Raw genomic sequence first — 15,242 nt, forward strand, 5'->3', positions numbered from 1 at the left:
AACGTGAAAAGGATTTTATTTACTGTGTTTTTGCTGTTGTCTTCGATTAAGGCGTTGGCTGCGGCTTATATAATCCACGATATAGAAGAAAGTTCGGCACGTTCTCTTACGTTCCAATTGGCAAGATTTTTGCCATCTGATATGACACTGGTACCAGTGCGTGGCTCCTTGTTTGAACAAAATGTCGCTTATATAAAAGACGATGATCTTTTGATTTCTGTTGGTGTAGACAGCTTTCGTCAGGTGTGTGAATCGGTGTCAAAAGGTGTAGTAATAGCGGTTTTTATTGGTAAGGAAGAGTATTTAAAAATACGCCCACAGTGTCCTATTTCCAGTAGTGGTGTATTTTCTGGTGCCCCTATTGAAAAGCGTTTAGCTTTATTAGAAGCGATTTGGTTTGATAAAAAACCCTTGGCCGTGATCTATAGTGAGCACCTTTTAGTTGATGAACAGGGCATGTCGCGTCAGGCTGAGCGATATGGCTTTGAGTTTCAGTTTTTAAGAACAGAGACGGATCGACTCTCTATTTTAAGGTCAGTTAATTTTGTTTTGGATGAATCTTCGATGATTTTTTCCTTAGTAGACACTGAGCTTTATAAAAATGGCATTGCACAAGACATCCTCAAGTTACTGTTTCATAAGCAGCAAGTCATGATCGGTCCTTCTTTTGCTTTTGTGCGTGCAGGCTCCTTGTTCGCCATTTATTCCGATACAGACACGAAATTAGAGGCATTAGCAGAGCGGATGACGATGTGGCGTACCAAAGGGGTACTGCTGGATGCCGTGTACCCCGAAAAGCTAAGAGTCAGTTTTAATCCCTATCTTATTAAAGCCCATGGCGTGGTGCCGCCGTCGGCCTCTTTCTTAAAAGACCGCTATGGCTTGTGTTCCGAAACACTGTGTGATTGATCATTGTAAAAACCGTTTTACCAAACTGGTAAAAGGAAGGGGTTTTTCGGCATGGAGCCAGTGACCTGCACCGGGTATTATTTTTACACTGGCATTAGGGAAGAGTGCGGCCGTTTCTTCTTGGTATGCGGCGATAATGTAGTCTGAATTTTCGCCTTTGATAAACAACGTGGGTGTGTTTATCGCGTTTTCAATGATGGGTTTTTGTAAGATGGTGGCGTAGCTTTCAGCGATGTTTTTTATTGAGAGTTCTAATGTAAAGCCATGTTCACTTTTCACCAGATTTTTTAATAGGAACTGTCTCACGGCTAACTGTGGTTCGTATTGGCTTAACAGTGCATCGGCTGCTTTTCTTGACGCTGGCTGCGATTCCTCAACGGCTTTCAATCCCTCTAAGATGCGAGTATGGCTAGGCTGATAATCGACCGGGGCTATGTCAACGACGATGAGTTTTTCTATTTGGCCTGGTGTTGCCATCGCTGCCATTTGCATGGCAACCTTGCCACCCATAGAGTGTCCTAGCAAATAAAAAGCGCCGATATTATTAAGAGTTGCCCAATCAAGTACTGCTTCTGCCATTTTGGGGTAGCTGGCGTCTGTCATGTTATCGGATTTTCCGTGGTTAGGAAGATCAATGCAATGTACCGTAAAGTGTTCCGATAAGCTTTGTGCGATGGAGTGCCAATTATCCGCGTTGCCAAATAGTCCGTGGATAACAATAAGATTAGGGCCTGCGGAGCCGTATTGTTTTGCGTTTATCATAGAAGCCTTATCATGCAGGGAAGTGAATAAGTAGGTGCGCGATTAGCGCGGCTTTGTTTATATTGTAACAAGTCTTTGAAAGTTTCGTCCCTAAAGAATCAAGGTAGTTGTCTGAATGTTAGATACATTATTTATTAAAACCCTGAAGCATCCCTTACGCTTAATGGCGGTTGTGATTGATAAGCTAGGCGTAAAAGCCAACTGGATTACCTTGTTGGGTTTTGTGATGGGCATGATGGTATTGCCTGCTTTGTACTTTGGAAACACCTCTTTGGCATTGGTGCTTGTGATTATTAATAGGGTGATGGATGGCCTAGATGGCGCGGTGGCTAGGCTGCAAGGCCCTACGGATCTGGGGGGGTATTTAGACATTACCTTGGATTTTATTTTTTATTCGGCGGTGATTTTTGGCTTTGCTCTGATGAACCCTGTTGATAATGCGTTGGCGGCGAGTTTTTTAATTTTTTCCTTTATGGGGACGGGCAGCAGTTTTCTGGCGTTTGCCATTATGGCGGAAAAACGCAAGATTGAGCGTCTAGAATACGGACATAAGTCACTTTATTTTCTGGGGGGATTGGCCGAAGGGACTGAAACCATCGCATTTTTAGTTTTGATTTGCTTACTACCTAGTTACTTTGCCGTTATGGCCTATTTGTTTGGTGTAATCTGTTGGATAACGACGGCAACCCGAATTTATGCAGGTTACCGAACATTGCGTTAATACTGTGATTTGGGGTTTTCGTTAGTCGAAAAAAGCAATTTCAATGTCACTTTTGACTATCGCACAGCAGGCCAACAAATAACCGCTTTGAACCCAGGCTAAAGGTTCAAAAGGATAACTGACATGACCCCATAAAAGTTTGATAGAGCAAGAAGAGCAATAGCCTTCACGACACTGGTATTCCACATGAATACCAGCGCGTTCTAGCTGTATTAGCAAAGGTTCCTCTTCTGTTACCAGAATCTGTTTCTTTCCCAATAAGACCCGATGAACTTTATCGTTTTTTGTAGGATTTGTTGATTTAGAGATCAAAGTCATCGAAATCTGAATCGTCTAAGTTATTGTCTGTTTGACCAACCAGATAAGAGCTGATTTCGGCTTCTTGTGGTGCTACTTGAACATTGTCGCTGACTAGCCAAGCGTTGATCCAAGGAATAGGGTTGTGCTTGGTCGCAAAACAGGTTTCAAGACCCACGGCCTGCATACGCACGTTGGTAATGTATTCAACATACTGGCCTAAAATTTGTGCATTCAAACCAATCATTGAGCCGTCTTTGAATAGGTAAGTGGCCCATTCTTTCTCTTGTTCCGCGGCTTCGATAAAGATTTGGCGGACCTCGTCTTGGCATTCTGCCGCAATTTCAGCCATTTCTGGATCGTCTTTGCCAGAAGCCATTAGGTTCAACATATGTTGAGTACCGGTTAAGTGTAGGGCTTCGTCGCGGGCAATCAGTTTGATAATTTTGGCGTTACCTTCCATGAGCGTACGCTCTGCAAATGCGAAGCTACAGGCAAAGCTCACGTAGAAGCGAATGGCTTCCAATACGTTGACAGAGGCAATGGTCAAGTAAAGCGCTTTTTTGAGCTTAGGCATGGAGATTTCAATGTCGCCTTTGCCAGGCACATTGAATGTGCCCATGCCCATGGTGTTATAAAGATTCACCATTTCAATGAGTCGATCGTAATAAATAGACACACTGTCAGCGCGTTTGGTAATTTCTTCATTGGTAACGATGTCGTCAAAAATCTTGGTCGGATCGTTAACAATATTACGGATGATATGTGTGTAAGAACGGCTGTGAATGGTTTCACTAAAAGACCAGGTTTCAATCCAAGTTTCTAACTCGGGCAAAGAAACAATCGGTAACAACGCCACGTTTGGCGATCTACCTTGTACGCTGTCTAATAAAGTTTGGTATTTTAGGTTGCTCAAGAAAATGTGTTGCTCGTGTTCTTCTAGGCGTTGAAAGTCTTTGCGATCGGTTGAAAGGTCGACTTCTTCTGGACGCCAAAAAAAGGACAGCTGCTTTTCAATCAGCTTTTCAAAAATAGGATGTTTTTGTTGGTCGTAGCGAGCAACATTGACATTTTCGCCAAAGAACATAGGTTCTTTCATACTATCGAAGTGCTTACGGTTGAAAGTCGAGTAACTCATGTCTCAGGGTATTCCTCAAAGCGTCAGACATTTTCAAAATAAAAATGCCTTAGTTATTAATAGATTTGGATGTGTCATTAAAGTAATAAACGTAGCAAAGCCTCATTTGGATGAGGCTTTGCTTGTCTATCGTGCAAAAAAGTTTTGTACGACGACGAATGGGTTAGATTTTGCAAGCACCGCCAGCGCAATCGTCCATGTCTTCTTGTTTGTCGTCAGCACCATCACGAGTGTTGTGATAGTACAGGGTTTTTACCCCTAGTTTGTAAGCCGTCAGTAGGTCTTTCAAAATAACCTTCATCGGCACCTTTTGCGACTCGAATTTTTGTGGGTCGTAGTTCGTGTTAGCAGAGATCGCTTGGTCAACAAACTTCTGCATGATGCCCACTAATTGCAGGTAGCCATCGTTTGATGGAATGGTCCACAACAATTCATAGTTTTCTTTCAAGCGTTCGAACTCAGGCACGACTTGTTTCAAAATACCGTCTTTACTGGCTTTCACCGAAACAAAACCACGAGGCGGCTCGATGCCGTTCGTTGCGTTGCTGATCTGAGAAGACGTTTCAGATGGCATCAAGGCGGTTAATGTTGAGTTACGTAGACCGTGAGTCACGATCTCTGTACGCAAGCTTTCCCAATCGTAGAACAATTCGTTAGAAACGATATTGTCGATTTCTTTTTTGTAAGAATCGATTGGTAAAATGCCTTTAGAATAAGTTGTCTCGTTAAACGCCAAGCATGGGCCAAATTCTTTTGCTAACTTGTTAGACGCTTTCAATAGGAAGTATTGAATGGCTTCAAAGGTTTTATGAGTTAGCTCGTTGGCACTGCCGTCAGAGTATTTAACGCCATTTTTCGCTAAGTAATACGCGTAGTTAATAACGCCCACACCTAAGGTACGACGTAGTTCCGTTGCACGTTGTGCTGCTGGAATCGGGTAGTTTTGGTAATCCAATAAACTGTCCAAGGCGCGAACAATCAGTTCTGCTAACTCTTCTAGTTCATCTAGGTTTTCAAGCGCGCCTAGGTTGAATGCCGATAGAGTACAAAGGGCGATTTCGCCTTCTTTGTCATCGATACTGTTCAGTGGCTTGGTTGGAAGGGCGATTTCCAAACACAAGTTACTTTGTTTCACTGGCGCAACCTTTGGATCGAATGGGCTGTGCGTATTACAGTGATCCACGTTTTGTAAATAAATACGACCCGTGCTGGCGCGCTCAGAAGCAAACAAAGTAAATAACTCCGTTGCCTTGATCGTTTGCTTACGGATAGTAGGATCTTGCTCATACAGGGTGTATAGACGATCGAATTCTTCTTGGTCGGCGAAGAAGGCATCGTATAGACCTGGAACATCTGATGGGCTAAACAACGTGATGTTGCCGCCTTTGATTAAGCGTTGATACATCAAGCGGTTAAACTGCACGCCATAATCTAGGTGACGAACGCGGTTTTCTTCTACACCACGGTTGTTTTTGAGTACCAATAGGCTTTCGACTTCAAGGTGCCAAATTGGATAGAAAACCGTCGCTGCGCCACCACGAACACCACCTTGAGAACAGCTTTTTACCGCTGTTTGGAAGTGTTTGTAAAATGGGATACATCCTGTGTGGAACGCTTCACCGCCACGAATAGGACTACCCAGAGCACGAATAGCGCCAGCATTCACGCCAATACCAGCACGTTGGCTAACGTATTTTACGATGGCACTGGACGTTGCGTTGATCGAGTCTAAAGAGTCGCCGCATTCAATCAATACACAGCTACTGAACTGACGAGTCGGTGTACGAATCCCAGACATGATAGGTGTGGGCAATGAAATTTTGAACTTAGAGACGGCATCATAAAAACGACGGATTAGGTTCAAACGCTCGTGCTTGTCATAGCCTGCGAACAAACAAGCCGCAACCAGTATGTAGATAAACTGAGGACTTTCGTAGATGGCCCCCGTGACTCGGTTTTGTACCAAGTATTTACCTTCAAGTTGTTTTACCGCGGCATATGAGAAATTCATATCACGTGAGTGATCAATGAAATCGTGCATTTGATTGAAGTCGTCTTCTGAGTAATCTTCAAGCAGATGTGAGTCGTAGCGCTTTTGTTGGACTAGGTTTTTTACATGTGCATAAAGGTGTGGCGGTTCAAAATTGCCAAAGGCTTTTTTACGCAAATGAAAAATAGCTAAACGCGCCGCGAGGTATTGGTAATCTGGTGTGTGCTCAGAAATTAAATCGGCAGCAGATTTGATTAAGGTTTCATGTATGTCCGTGGTACGAATGCCTTCAAAAAATTGGATTCGTGCCTTTAACTCCACTTGGGATACAGAGACATTTTCTAGACCTTCGGCTGCCCAGGCGATGACTTTATGGATCTTTTCTAGGTTGATGTTTTCGGTCGACCCGTTACGCTTAGTAACTGTGAGAGTGCTCATGCCTTAACTTCCCATTAGTGCATTGTAATAAAAGAGGTAAACTACTCTATATAGTGTGTGTTTTTTGTCTGACACACTATATGTAGTATTTTTGCTAATGATTTGTCACGAACAATAGTGCGCATTCAATTGAAAATCAAGGCTTGAAAAAAACTCTAAAATCAGAAACAAACAATGCCTAAGTGGTCACTTACTTTGCTTGCCAGAAGAAGCGTAAAGTTAGCAATTGGCAAGGCTATAAAATCAAATTTCATCTATTTTTTCAGGATGAAGTTGAACGGTTTGGTATGCACGAAAAGTGATCAAAAAAATTGCAAAAGCACCATTTTGAACGCTGCCACAAGACCAAATAAAATAATCTGGTGGCTGAGATAAATAGGGAGGGCGTAACGCCCCATAAAAGCGAGTACACGAGTGACGGTATGGTTGGGGGTTGGGCATTGGTGCCAGTTTAAATAACCCAATAAAGGACCAATAAAGACAACGCCAATCCATGGGAATGGAAAAACGATATCCAGCGTTCTATCGGGGAGTGGGACATAGTGCGTGATGGTAGAGAACGCATTAGGGAAATGCAGCCATGGCGTTAAGTGGTAGATCATTATGATGAGTATGCCCAGAACCGCGCAAGCAATTGGCCATTTAGCGACAGGTCTTACAAGGAGGGAGGCGACAAGAATAAAATGCAGGATACCGAAATAAATCCATTGATTTGGCATAGCTAAGTAGGTGGCCAGTGAAATGGCTCCCGCGGAAATAAGCAGCTTAATGTCGCGTTTCCAAGTGAATGGTTTGCTAGACTGATTGGATACTATGTAGGCGGACCAGCCAACCGCAGTCAGAAATAGGGTGAGGATGAGGCTGCGGAAATACACCCAAAAAGGGTCGTATATGGAAAACTCCATGAAACCAAAATTACGTAAATCCCAACAGAAGTGGAATATCATCATCAGCAAAACAGCAAAGCCACGATAAACATCTAAAAATGCGCTGCGTTTGGTTGGTTCAAAAACAGGAGAGATTTGCATTGAAGTCCAAGGTAAATAATGGGATGGAAGTTCGGCCATCATACCGATACTCATTTTCTAGCTCAAGTTTACAGCACCTATTGCCGCGACTTAAGGTGGATTTGCCGTGGGAGCGAGAGAGTCTGTTGATGTTTGGTCGTCCTATTGTAGTGCCCCGCCAGGTGGCTTTCGTTGCGGATGCTGGGGTATGTTATCGCTACTCAGGAAAGGATCATTTGGGCACAGGCTGGCCTGATTGGCTGTTGCCAGTTAAAGAAGAAGCTGAATCTTTAGCGCAGCAGCCTTTTAATGCTTTGTTATTGAATTGGTATCAAGACGGCGAAGAATACATGGGATGGCATGCCGATGATGAGAAGTCATTGGGGCCTGCGCCTGTCGTAGCCATGCTCAGTCTTGGCGCGCAACGATCTTTTCTGTTTCGTTTGAAAGCCAATCACCAGATTAAGCACAGTCTTGAGCTAGAAGATGGCAGTTGGCTGGTAATGTCTGCTTCAACACAGGTACTTTGGCAGCATTCTTTGCCTGTAAGAAAACGCATCAAAGAGGAGCGAGTGAGTTTAACCTTTCGTCTCCTGCTTTAAATGCGAGTTTTGTTAGTGACCGAAATCTATTGGATCACTATGGGGCTTTGCGGGTGATGATCCAGTTGCCGTCTTTCTGTGTGAAGCAGATGCGATCATGAAGACGACTGGGTCTGCCTTGCCAAAATTCAATAAATTTGGGTTTTAATACATATCCACCCCAGTTTTCAGGGCAGGGCACATCTTGACCGTCAAAGGCTTGTTCTTCTTGGTTAAAAGCGGCTTGCAATGCGTCGCGATTGGCAATAACAGCGCTTTGCTTCGATGTTCTGGCGGCGAGCTGGCTGCCTCGAGGACGACTGGCAAAATAGGTCTCTGAGACATGACGAGCAACTTTTTCAACATGGCCTTCTATTCGAATTTGGCGCGATAATGCCGGCCAAAAAAAAGTCATACTGGCTTTATTATTAAGGGCTAATTGTTGGCCTTTTTCGCTGTCGTAATTGGTGAAAAAAGAAAAGCCAGCGTCATTACGTTGTTTTAACAGCACCACACGGGAATGTGGCCAGCCATCACTATCAACCGTGCTTAATACCATGGCCGTTGGGTCGTCAGGGCAGGCTTCTATGGCTTTTTCGAGCCAATTATCAAACAAGCTAAGTGGATCATGTCCGGCATGCTCTTCTAGAAGGTCATCGAACTGATAGTCGCGTCGAATAGAATGAAGATCTCTGTTCATGATTAAATCCGATAAGTTGTTGTGGTCATGACTTTGGATACTTGTGTCATGATCGCCATAATAGGCTTAGGAAACTCATATCCGCCTGCAGCCAGAGCCATGGCTTTGTGCTTGGCTTCATCTGTATGCATTTGTGCTAACACCGCTTTACTCTTTTCATCTTGTACTGGCAAGGTGGCCATGTGCTTTTGAAGATGAGCGCAAACCTGATCTTCTGTTGCGGCAACAAAGCCCAAGCTCAATTTATCACTGATCAATCCCGCCCCTGCTCCAATAAAAAAGGACGCGCCATAAAATAATGGGTTGAAAAGGCTGGGCCTGCTACCAAGCTCATAAAGTCGTTGTTCACACCAGACTAGATGGTCGATCTCCTCATCTGCTGCATGCTCCATTTCTTCGCGCACAGCGGCCAACTTTGCCGTGGTGGCTTGTCCTGCATACAGAGCTTGAGCACAGACTTCTCCAGTGTGGTTAATGCGCATCAGCCCTGATGCATGTTTGCGCTCAGACTGGTCTAGTAGGCCTTCTTCGAACGACGTTGCCGGAGAAGGGCGTGATGCTCTGGCCGCATGGGGCACAAGTGTTTGTAGCGCACGGTCAAACTGTAATACGGCTTTGTCTAAAAAAGAGATCATTGTATTTCCTCCTGCTTAACCTGGAGGCCAAGTCATGGCGCGGCCACCCAGTACATGCATATGAATATGATAAACGGTTTGTCCGCCCATCTCATTGCAGTTCATCACAACGCGATAGCCTGCGTCACTGATGCCCTTTTGTTTTGCTATCTTAGCTGCCGTGATAGGTAGTTTTCCCATTACCGCAGCATCGGTGTCTGTTAGGTCATTTAGCGTGCTTATATGGCGCTTAGGAATGACTAGGAAATGCGTTGGCGCTTGGGGCATGATGTCTTCAAAGGCCAGCACATCATCGTCTTCGTATAAAACGGTCGCCGGTATCTCTCGGTTCACTATTTTGCAAAATAAACAGTCCATATCATCTCCTTTCATTAGTATTATTCAAGGTTAGTGGTATTGCTTCAAGGTGTTTTGCGCAAAGGCTTGATCCGTGACAAGGATGTATTTCTTAGCCTATCTCCCTTTTGTATCAGGCGCGATATTCTCTGTTCCAGTTGGCTCTCTAATTCTGAGCAAGCGATCAGATCATCAAATCCTAGCTTTTTGGCGTAATCTAGCGACATTTTAACATTGTTGCTGATGAGTAAGCACTGATCCTCATGGCGCATTAATGGAAGTAGCCTCTGTTGTGTGACATGGGGAATATGTCCCCCATTGTCGAAGACTAAGATAATGGACCCAGACTCTCTTTTCGCAGGCTGCTCTAAATAATCTAATAAGCCCTCTAAAGTGGTGAAGTGCTCTATTTTATTGATATGGCTTTGCAACAGTGTGAGGGCTTTTTGTAAGTCATGGTCTGTTTGGCCTAAAAGTATAATGTCAAAATGGTGTTGTTGGCTGATATCGTTGTTTGCTGGACGAAGGTGCGCACGCATAGGCAGTTGAATGTCAAGACGTCGATAGTGGTTGTTCTCAGAAATTTGTATTTCCCCCTCTATATGTTGAATAAGCAGTGTGATGTAGTGCATGCCAAGGTCAAAGCTTGCGGTGCTTGTGTGGATGCGTTTAGGCAAAGGGTGGCAGCTTAGCTCTAATAAGGTGATGCCTTCACGATTCATCTCGTGTCGGATGATATCGAGAGTAAGCACTTGGTCGGTAAAGTGTTTGAATTCCTGAGCAAGGCTTTCAATAAGGTGCTGTAGGATGGAGGCGTGCTGCAGTATTTCCACTTGGTCGGTTTTGTTACTATTGATTTCTATTAGAGCGTTGTCTTGATCCAAGCGTTGAACATTGTTGTAGGCGTTGTCTATGAGTTGATCGAGTGATATTGGATAAGATTGTTCTGGTGGTGAATTTTCTTTTATATCATTCAGCAGATCAATGCGTTCAATCAGGTTTTTTAAATTATTATTGGCGGTCAGACTGCTTGATAAAAACAGCCTTGTTTCATTTGAAGTGGCGGCTTGTTCAAGGTGTGTGAGTCCCCCGTCAATGATATTGACTTGACGGCGTAAACGACTGGATAGATCCGACAGAAGATCCGCGACTTCAGTTTGAGAGTGTTTGGTCCTGTGAGCATGTCGCTGCAACAAAGGCGTGGTTTGTGCAATGATGCCAGTGAAATGAATCATTGCTTCAATGATAATTGTGATCGTTAGTCCCCACTCAAATAGGAGTGCACTGGGTATGATGCCGTAAACGGACAAGATCCAAGCAAAGTGACCTGTAAGCAATGTTAGTCTGGCAACCAAATAATACCCAGAAATGGGGACTTTATGAATAAACGCGGCAACCGCGTGAATGGTCAGTAAAATCAGTGTGATTACCACCATTGAAGACAGTATCGTGATGTTTATTTGTTCTGGAGAAAGGGTAAAAACAACCGCGAATAGAGCATTAATTGAACCAATGATCAGTAATGCTTTGTCTATTTTAGGTAGATAGTTTTTAGTATCTATATAAAGCCGAGAAAAAAACACAATAGCGCACAGACATGACAATGCCGCTAAATTGTAGATGCGCTCTTGAATATTGATCTGATCCGGAAAAAAGGCGGATATTTGATCATGAAGTGAAAGGTGCAAGACAGCGATACCAATCAGTAAACCGCTGTAGATTAGATACATAGGGTGTGAGGTTTTGATAAAAAAGAACACATTACAAACAAAGAGAGTGATGAGTATGCCAATTAAGATGCCCGTAACGGTTAGGTTTTTTTGGGCATCTAGGCTCATTTGTGAAAGGGTTTTGAGTTCAATTTTAGCGTTAATTGGCAAATCAGAAGAAAGCTTCAAATATAAGGTGAAAACAGGCGGTGAGTTCGCTGGAATGTTGAATACATAGTGAGGCGCTTTAATTGGCCTATTGTTATAGGGGCGTGCGCCACCGAGTTCCGCTTGAACCTGATTTTCATATAAGTTAGGCAGATATATATCAAGGTATTGTAGTCTGGGGGTGTTTATTTCCAGCAAGATAGGCATGTTGCTGGTGGTCCGGATGGCAATGTCTGTGCGTATCCAAACGTTGCCTTTGACTAAGCCAAACTGCAGGTAGTTTCGATTCAGTGGGCGAAAACGTTTCGCGTATAGATCCGATGAAATAGTGTCAAATGAGAGGTTTTTATCGGTATCAATAAAATAAGTGCCACTTTTGCCAATATTGAAGACACTGTTTGAATCATCAATAATGGCGATCGTGTTTGAGCCCCACACTGTGTTGGAGATGCCGAGTAAAAATAGTAAAATCAATTGATAAAACAAAACGCTAGCCCAAACCAGTTCTATGAAGGCTATCATTATTAACTAGATAGGGGATTGAATGCTATATCCAATTTTGGTGGAACATTATGTTTGGTTTAGTCTGTTGCTGTTGGGCGTTACCTGGTTTGCCAGGCAGTCGAAGCCCGCTACACGAACCAATCTCATGTATGGCTACGGGATGATCGCGACATTGGGCTTTGTTCTGGGGTTTGATTGGGTGGCCGGTATTATATTTGGTTTGTTGGTTTTGGAGGTAGGGCGTTTGTTTAAGGCTTGGTTAGATAAAAAACAAGCGCAGCTGAAAAAATAATACTTTATTGTGCGGCAGTACTGAGCATAAAAAAGGCCTCATGCGAGGCCTTTTTACTAAGAATTAGTCTGTCTTAAGTAATAGAAAGACTACTTCTGTTCACGTGCAATGGCACGATGACCAATGTCGGTACGGAAATACACCTTATCCCAAGACAAGGTTTTAACAACCTCGTAAGCAGACGCTTGTGCTTGAGCAACTGTATCGCCAAGAGCAACGGCGCAAAGAACACGGCCGCCATTGGTAACCACTTGGCCGTCTTTTAATGTTGTGCCCGCTTGAAAGACTTTCTGACCTTCAGGAAGGACGGCGTCCAAACCCGAAATAACGTCGCCTTTAGGGTAATCGGCAGGGTAGCCGCCAGCCGCAAGCACCACACCTAAACTGGCGCGAGGATCCCAATCGGCTTCAACCGTGTCTAGCTTACCATTGACCGCAGCCAAGCACATTTGAGCCAAATCAGAGCGCAAGCGCATCATGATAGGTTGGGTTTCTGGATCACCAAAACGGCAGTTGTATTCCAATGTTTTGGGCGTGCCATCGGGCGCGATCATCACGCCAGCGTATAAGAAACCACGGTAGCGATTGCCTTCTGCGTTCATGCCTTTAACCGTTGGCATGATAACTTCGTTCATAATGCGATCATGAATTTCTGGTGTCACAACCGGAGCAGGAGAGTACGCGCCCATGCCGCCCGTGTTTGGGCCTTTGTCGCCGTTATCGCGTGCCTTGTGGTCTTGGCTTGTCGCCATCGGTAACACCGTTTCGCCATCCACCATGCAGATAAAGCTGGCTTCTTCGCCTACCAAGAATTCTTCGATCACAACACGGCTGCCCGCATCGCCAAAGGCATTGCCTTGTAGCATGTCTTCAACCGCTTCAATGGCTTCGGCTTCCGTCTGCGCCAAGATAACGCCTTTACCAGCGGCTAGACCATCGGCCTTAACCACAATCGGGGCACCGTGTTGCTTGATGTAAGCAACCGCTGGCTCGATCTCAGTGAAGTTGCCGTAAGCAGCCGTTGGAATGTTGTGGCGCGCTAAGAAATCTTTTGTGAAGGCTTTAGAGCCTTCTAGCTGTGCCGCCGCCGCTGTGGGGCCAAAGATCGCCAAGCCTTCTTTTTCAAAGGCATCTACCACACCGATGACCAAAGGCGCTTCTGGACCAACAATGGTTAGGTCGATGTTTTCTTTTTTTGCAAAAGCAACAAGATCGGCAATATCAGTGACGCCAATGTTAACGTTTTCGACTTTGTCTTCTGTTGCTGTGCCTGCGTTGCCAGGCGCAACGAAAACTTTTTCAACTTGGTTAGATTCTGCAGTCTTCCATGCTAGAGCATGTTCACGACCACCGTTACCAATAATAAGAACTTTCATTATCTAATCCTTTGTATTGCAAACCAGAGGCCGTAGCCTCCGGTGACGAACTAAGAAGCCTTGACTTCTTAGTGACGGCTTATTAATGACGGAAATGACGCATGCCTGTGAAGACCATTGCCATACCAGCTTCGTCTGCTGCCGCGATGACTTCTTCGTCACGCATAGAGCCACCTGGCTGAATAACCGCTGTAATACCGGCTTGCGCTGCTGCATCGATACCATCACGGAATGGGAAGAAGGCATCAGACGCCATGACGGAACCGGCGACTTCTAGGTTTTCATCAGCGGCTTTAATGCCCGCAATTTTAGCGCTGTAAACGCGGCTCATTTGGCCTGCGCCAACACCGATGGTTTGTTCTGCTTTGGCATAAACAATGGCGTTAGATTTAACAAATTTTGCCACTTTCCAAGCAAACAATAGATCTTTTAGCTCTTCTTCGCTAGGTTGGCGTTTAGAGACAATTTTAAGATCGTCTAACGTAATCACGCCATCGTCACGGTCCTGAACCAATAAACCACCGTTTACACGCTTGTAATCTAGCGCCGCTGGTTTGTCTTTAGACCATTGGCCACATTCAAGCAGACGAACATTTTGTTTCGCTGCAATGATGTCGGCCGCTGCTTTGCTAACGCTTGGGGCTATGATCACTTCAACGAATTGACGGTCAACAATCGCTTGTGCGGTTTTAGCGTCTAGCTCTTGGTTGAAGGCAATGATGCCACCGAATGCAGACGTTGGGTCTGTTTGGAAAGCAATATCATAAGCTTCAAATTGCGTCGCTGCGGTTGCTACGCCACACGGGTTGGCGTGTTTGACGATAACGCAAGCCGGCTTATCAAAACTTTTGACACACTCAAGAGCGGCATCAGTATCAGCGATGTTGTTGTAAGACAATGCTTTACCTTGGATTTGTTTCGCTGTGCTGATAGACGCTTCTTTCGGGTTCGCTTCAACATAAAACGCGGCTTTTTGGTGAGGGTTCTCACCGTAGCGCATTTCTTCGTGTTTGTGGAATTGTAGGTTAAATGTACGTGCAAACTCTTCGCTGCCGCCTGCCACTTTTTTACCTAGGAAGTTGGCAATGGCGCCATCGTAGTGTGATGTGTGTTCGAACGCTTTCACCGCAAGGTCGAAACGCTGTTCAAACGTCAAGCCGCCATCGGCTTTAAGAGAAGCCAAGATTGCTTCGTAGCTAGAAGGAGACACTACAATAGCGACGTCTTTATGGTTTTTTGCTGCAGAGCGAACCATAGTGGGGCCGCCAATATCGATGTTTTCAATCGCCATGGGGAGATCGCAATCAGGGCGCTCAATCGTTGCTTCGAATGGATACAGGTTCACCACCACCATATCGATTTCTTCGATGCCATGTTCTTTCATGATGGCGCCGTCGATGTCGCGACGACCAAGAATGCCACCGTGTACTTTTGGGTGCAGTGTTTTTACACGGCCATCCATCATTTCTGGGAAGCCTGTGTAATCAGATACTTCGGTTGCTTTAACGTTGCTGTCCAATAAAAGACGGTAAGTTCCACCAGTTGAAAGAATTTCAACACCTTGAGCGGTCAGTTCGCGCGCGAATTCGACAATGCCTGTTTTGTCGGAAACACTGATTAACGCTCGTTTGATTGGAGTTACGGTATTTTGATTTGCCATCATGGTTCTCGCAGTTAAT

General features: G+C 44.7%; 15 protein-coding genes. 4 read left to right on the forward strand and 11 right to left on the reverse strand.

Annotation, left to right across the window (positions count from 1 at the left end; all coding sequences use genetic code 11):
* Positions 1 to 3 precede the first annotated feature (3 nt).
* Positions 4 to 909 carry a hypothetical protein gene (locus DK187_RS06375; RefSeq protein ID WP_223232334.1) on the forward strand — a complete coding sequence of 302 codons (906 nt, stop codon included), beginning with the start codon at positions 4 to 6 and terminating at the stop codon, positions 907 to 909.
* Here the strand turns inward: DK187_RS06375 and DK187_RS06380 are convergent, their stop codons facing one another.
* Positions 910 to 1,671 (reverse strand): alpha/beta fold hydrolase, encoded by a 762-nt coding sequence (locus tag DK187_RS06380; protein WP_111606510.1) that lies wholly within the window; start codon positions 1,669 to 1,671, stop codon positions 910 to 912.
* A gap of 115 nt (positions 1,672 to 1,786) precedes the next feature.
* Here DK187_RS06380 and DK187_RS06385 point away from each other — a divergent pair, with 115 nt between their 5' ends.
* Positions 1,787 to 2,392, forward strand: a complete 606-nt coding sequence (locus tag DK187_RS06385) for a CDP-alcohol phosphatidyltransferase family protein (protein WP_111606511.1) — start codon at positions 1,787 to 1,789, stop codon at positions 2,390 to 2,392.
* 21 nt (positions 2,393 to 2,413) lie between these two features.
* Here the strand turns inward: DK187_RS06385 and yfaE are convergent, their stop codons facing one another.
* The 4 genes from yfaE to DK187_RS06405 form a co-directional block, all read right to left on the reverse strand.
* Positions 2,414 to 2,710: a class I ribonucleotide reductase maintenance protein YfaE gene (gene yfaE / locus DK187_RS06390; RefSeq protein WP_111606512.1), complete on the reverse strand. Its 297-nt coding sequence runs from the start codon at positions 2,708 to 2,710 to the stop codon at positions 2,414 to 2,416.
* A complete protein-coding gene (gene nrdB, locus DK187_RS06395; RefSeq protein WP_111606513.1) occupies positions 2,694 to 3,827 on the reverse strand; it encodes a class Ia ribonucleoside-diphosphate reductase subunit beta in 1,134 nt (377 codons plus the stop codon). Before nrdB ends, yfaE begins: the two co-directional genes overlap by 17 nt.
* Positions 3,828 to 3,990: 163 nt before the next feature.
* Positions 3,991 to 6,255: a class 1a ribonucleoside-diphosphate reductase subunit alpha gene (gene nrdA, locus DK187_RS06400; protein ID WP_111606514.1), complete on the reverse strand. Its 2,265-nt coding sequence runs from the start codon at positions 6,253 to 6,255 to the stop codon at positions 3,991 to 3,993.
* Positions 6,256 to 6,557: 302 nt separating this feature from the next.
* Positions 6,558 to 7,337 (reverse strand): heparan-alpha-glucosaminide N-acetyltransferase, encoded by a 780-nt coding sequence (locus DK187_RS06405; protein WP_223232335.1) that lies wholly within the window; start codon positions 7,335 to 7,337, stop codon positions 6,558 to 6,560.
* Between DK187_RS06405 and DK187_RS06410 the strand changes: the two genes are divergently transcribed.
* Positions 7,307 to 7,864 (forward strand): alpha-ketoglutarate-dependent dioxygenase AlkB family protein, encoded by a 558-nt coding sequence (locus DK187_RS06410; RefSeq protein WP_111606516.1) that lies wholly within the window; start codon positions 7,307 to 7,309, stop codon positions 7,862 to 7,864. The genes DK187_RS06405 and DK187_RS06410 overlap by 31 nt on opposite strands.
* Positions 7,865 to 7,901: 37 nt before the next feature.
* Here DK187_RS06410 and pdxH read toward each other — a convergent pair whose 3' ends face one another.
* From pdxH to DK187_RS06430, 4 genes are read right to left on the reverse strand one after another with little or no spacing between them, the layout of a single operon-like run.
* Positions 7,902 to 8,543: a pyridoxamine 5'-phosphate oxidase gene (gene pdxH / locus DK187_RS06415; RefSeq protein ID WP_111606517.1), complete on the reverse strand. Its 642-nt coding sequence runs from the start codon at positions 8,541 to 8,543 to the stop codon at positions 7,902 to 7,904.
* A 2-nt stretch (positions 8,544 to 8,545) separates the two neighbouring features.
* Positions 8,546 to 9,178 (reverse strand): 2-polyprenyl-3-methyl-6-methoxy-1,4-benzoquinone monooxygenase, encoded by a 633-nt coding sequence (gene coq7 / locus DK187_RS06420; RefSeq protein ID WP_111606518.1) that lies wholly within the window; start codon positions 9,176 to 9,178, stop codon positions 8,546 to 8,548.
* Positions 9,179 to 9,193: 15 nt separating this feature from the next.
* Positions 9,194 to 9,535, reverse strand: coding sequence for a histidine triad nucleotide-binding protein (locus tag DK187_RS06425; protein WP_111606519.1), 342 nt, complete (start codon positions 9,533 to 9,535; stop codon positions 9,194 to 9,196).
* A 44-nt stretch (positions 9,536 to 9,579) separates the two neighbouring features.
* The gene (locus tag DK187_RS06430) at positions 9,580 to 11,877 is read right to left on the reverse strand and encodes a 7TMR-DISM family protein (RefSeq protein ID WP_111606648.1); all 2,298 of its coding nucleotides are present in this window, start codon (positions 11,875 to 11,877) and stop codon (positions 9,580 to 9,582) included.
* Positions 11,878 to 11,935: 58 nt separating this feature from the next.
* Between DK187_RS06430 and DK187_RS06435 the strand changes: the two genes are divergently transcribed.
* Positions 11,936 to 12,187 carry a hypothetical protein gene (locus tag DK187_RS06435; protein WP_111606520.1) on the forward strand — a complete coding sequence of 84 codons (252 nt, stop codon included), beginning with the start codon at positions 11,936 to 11,938 and terminating at the stop codon, positions 12,185 to 12,187.
* An 89-nt stretch (positions 12,188 to 12,276) separates the two neighbouring features.
* On the opposite strand, the gene purD is transcribed toward DK187_RS06435, so the two are convergent.
* Together purD and purH are read right to left on the reverse strand one after the other, a co-directional pair.
* Entirely contained in the window at positions 12,277 to 13,563 is a 1,287-nt protein-coding gene (gene purD, locus DK187_RS06440) for a phosphoribosylamine--glycine ligase (RefSeq protein ID WP_111606521.1), read from the reverse strand.
* Positions 13,564 to 13,645: 82 nt separating this feature from the next.
* Positions 13,646 to 15,223, reverse strand: a complete 1,578-nt coding sequence (gene purH, locus DK187_RS06445) for a bifunctional phosphoribosylaminoimidazolecarboxamide formyltransferase/IMP cyclohydrolase (RefSeq protein ID WP_111606522.1) — start codon at positions 15,221 to 15,223, stop codon at positions 13,646 to 13,648.
* Between the last annotated feature and the right edge of the window lie 19 nt (positions 15,224 to 15,242).

It is taken from the genome of Marinomonas arctica (genome assembly GCF_003259225.1).
Classification (GTDB): domain Bacteria; phylum Pseudomonadota; class Gammaproteobacteria; order Pseudomonadales; family Marinomonadaceae; genus Marinomonas; species Marinomonas arctica.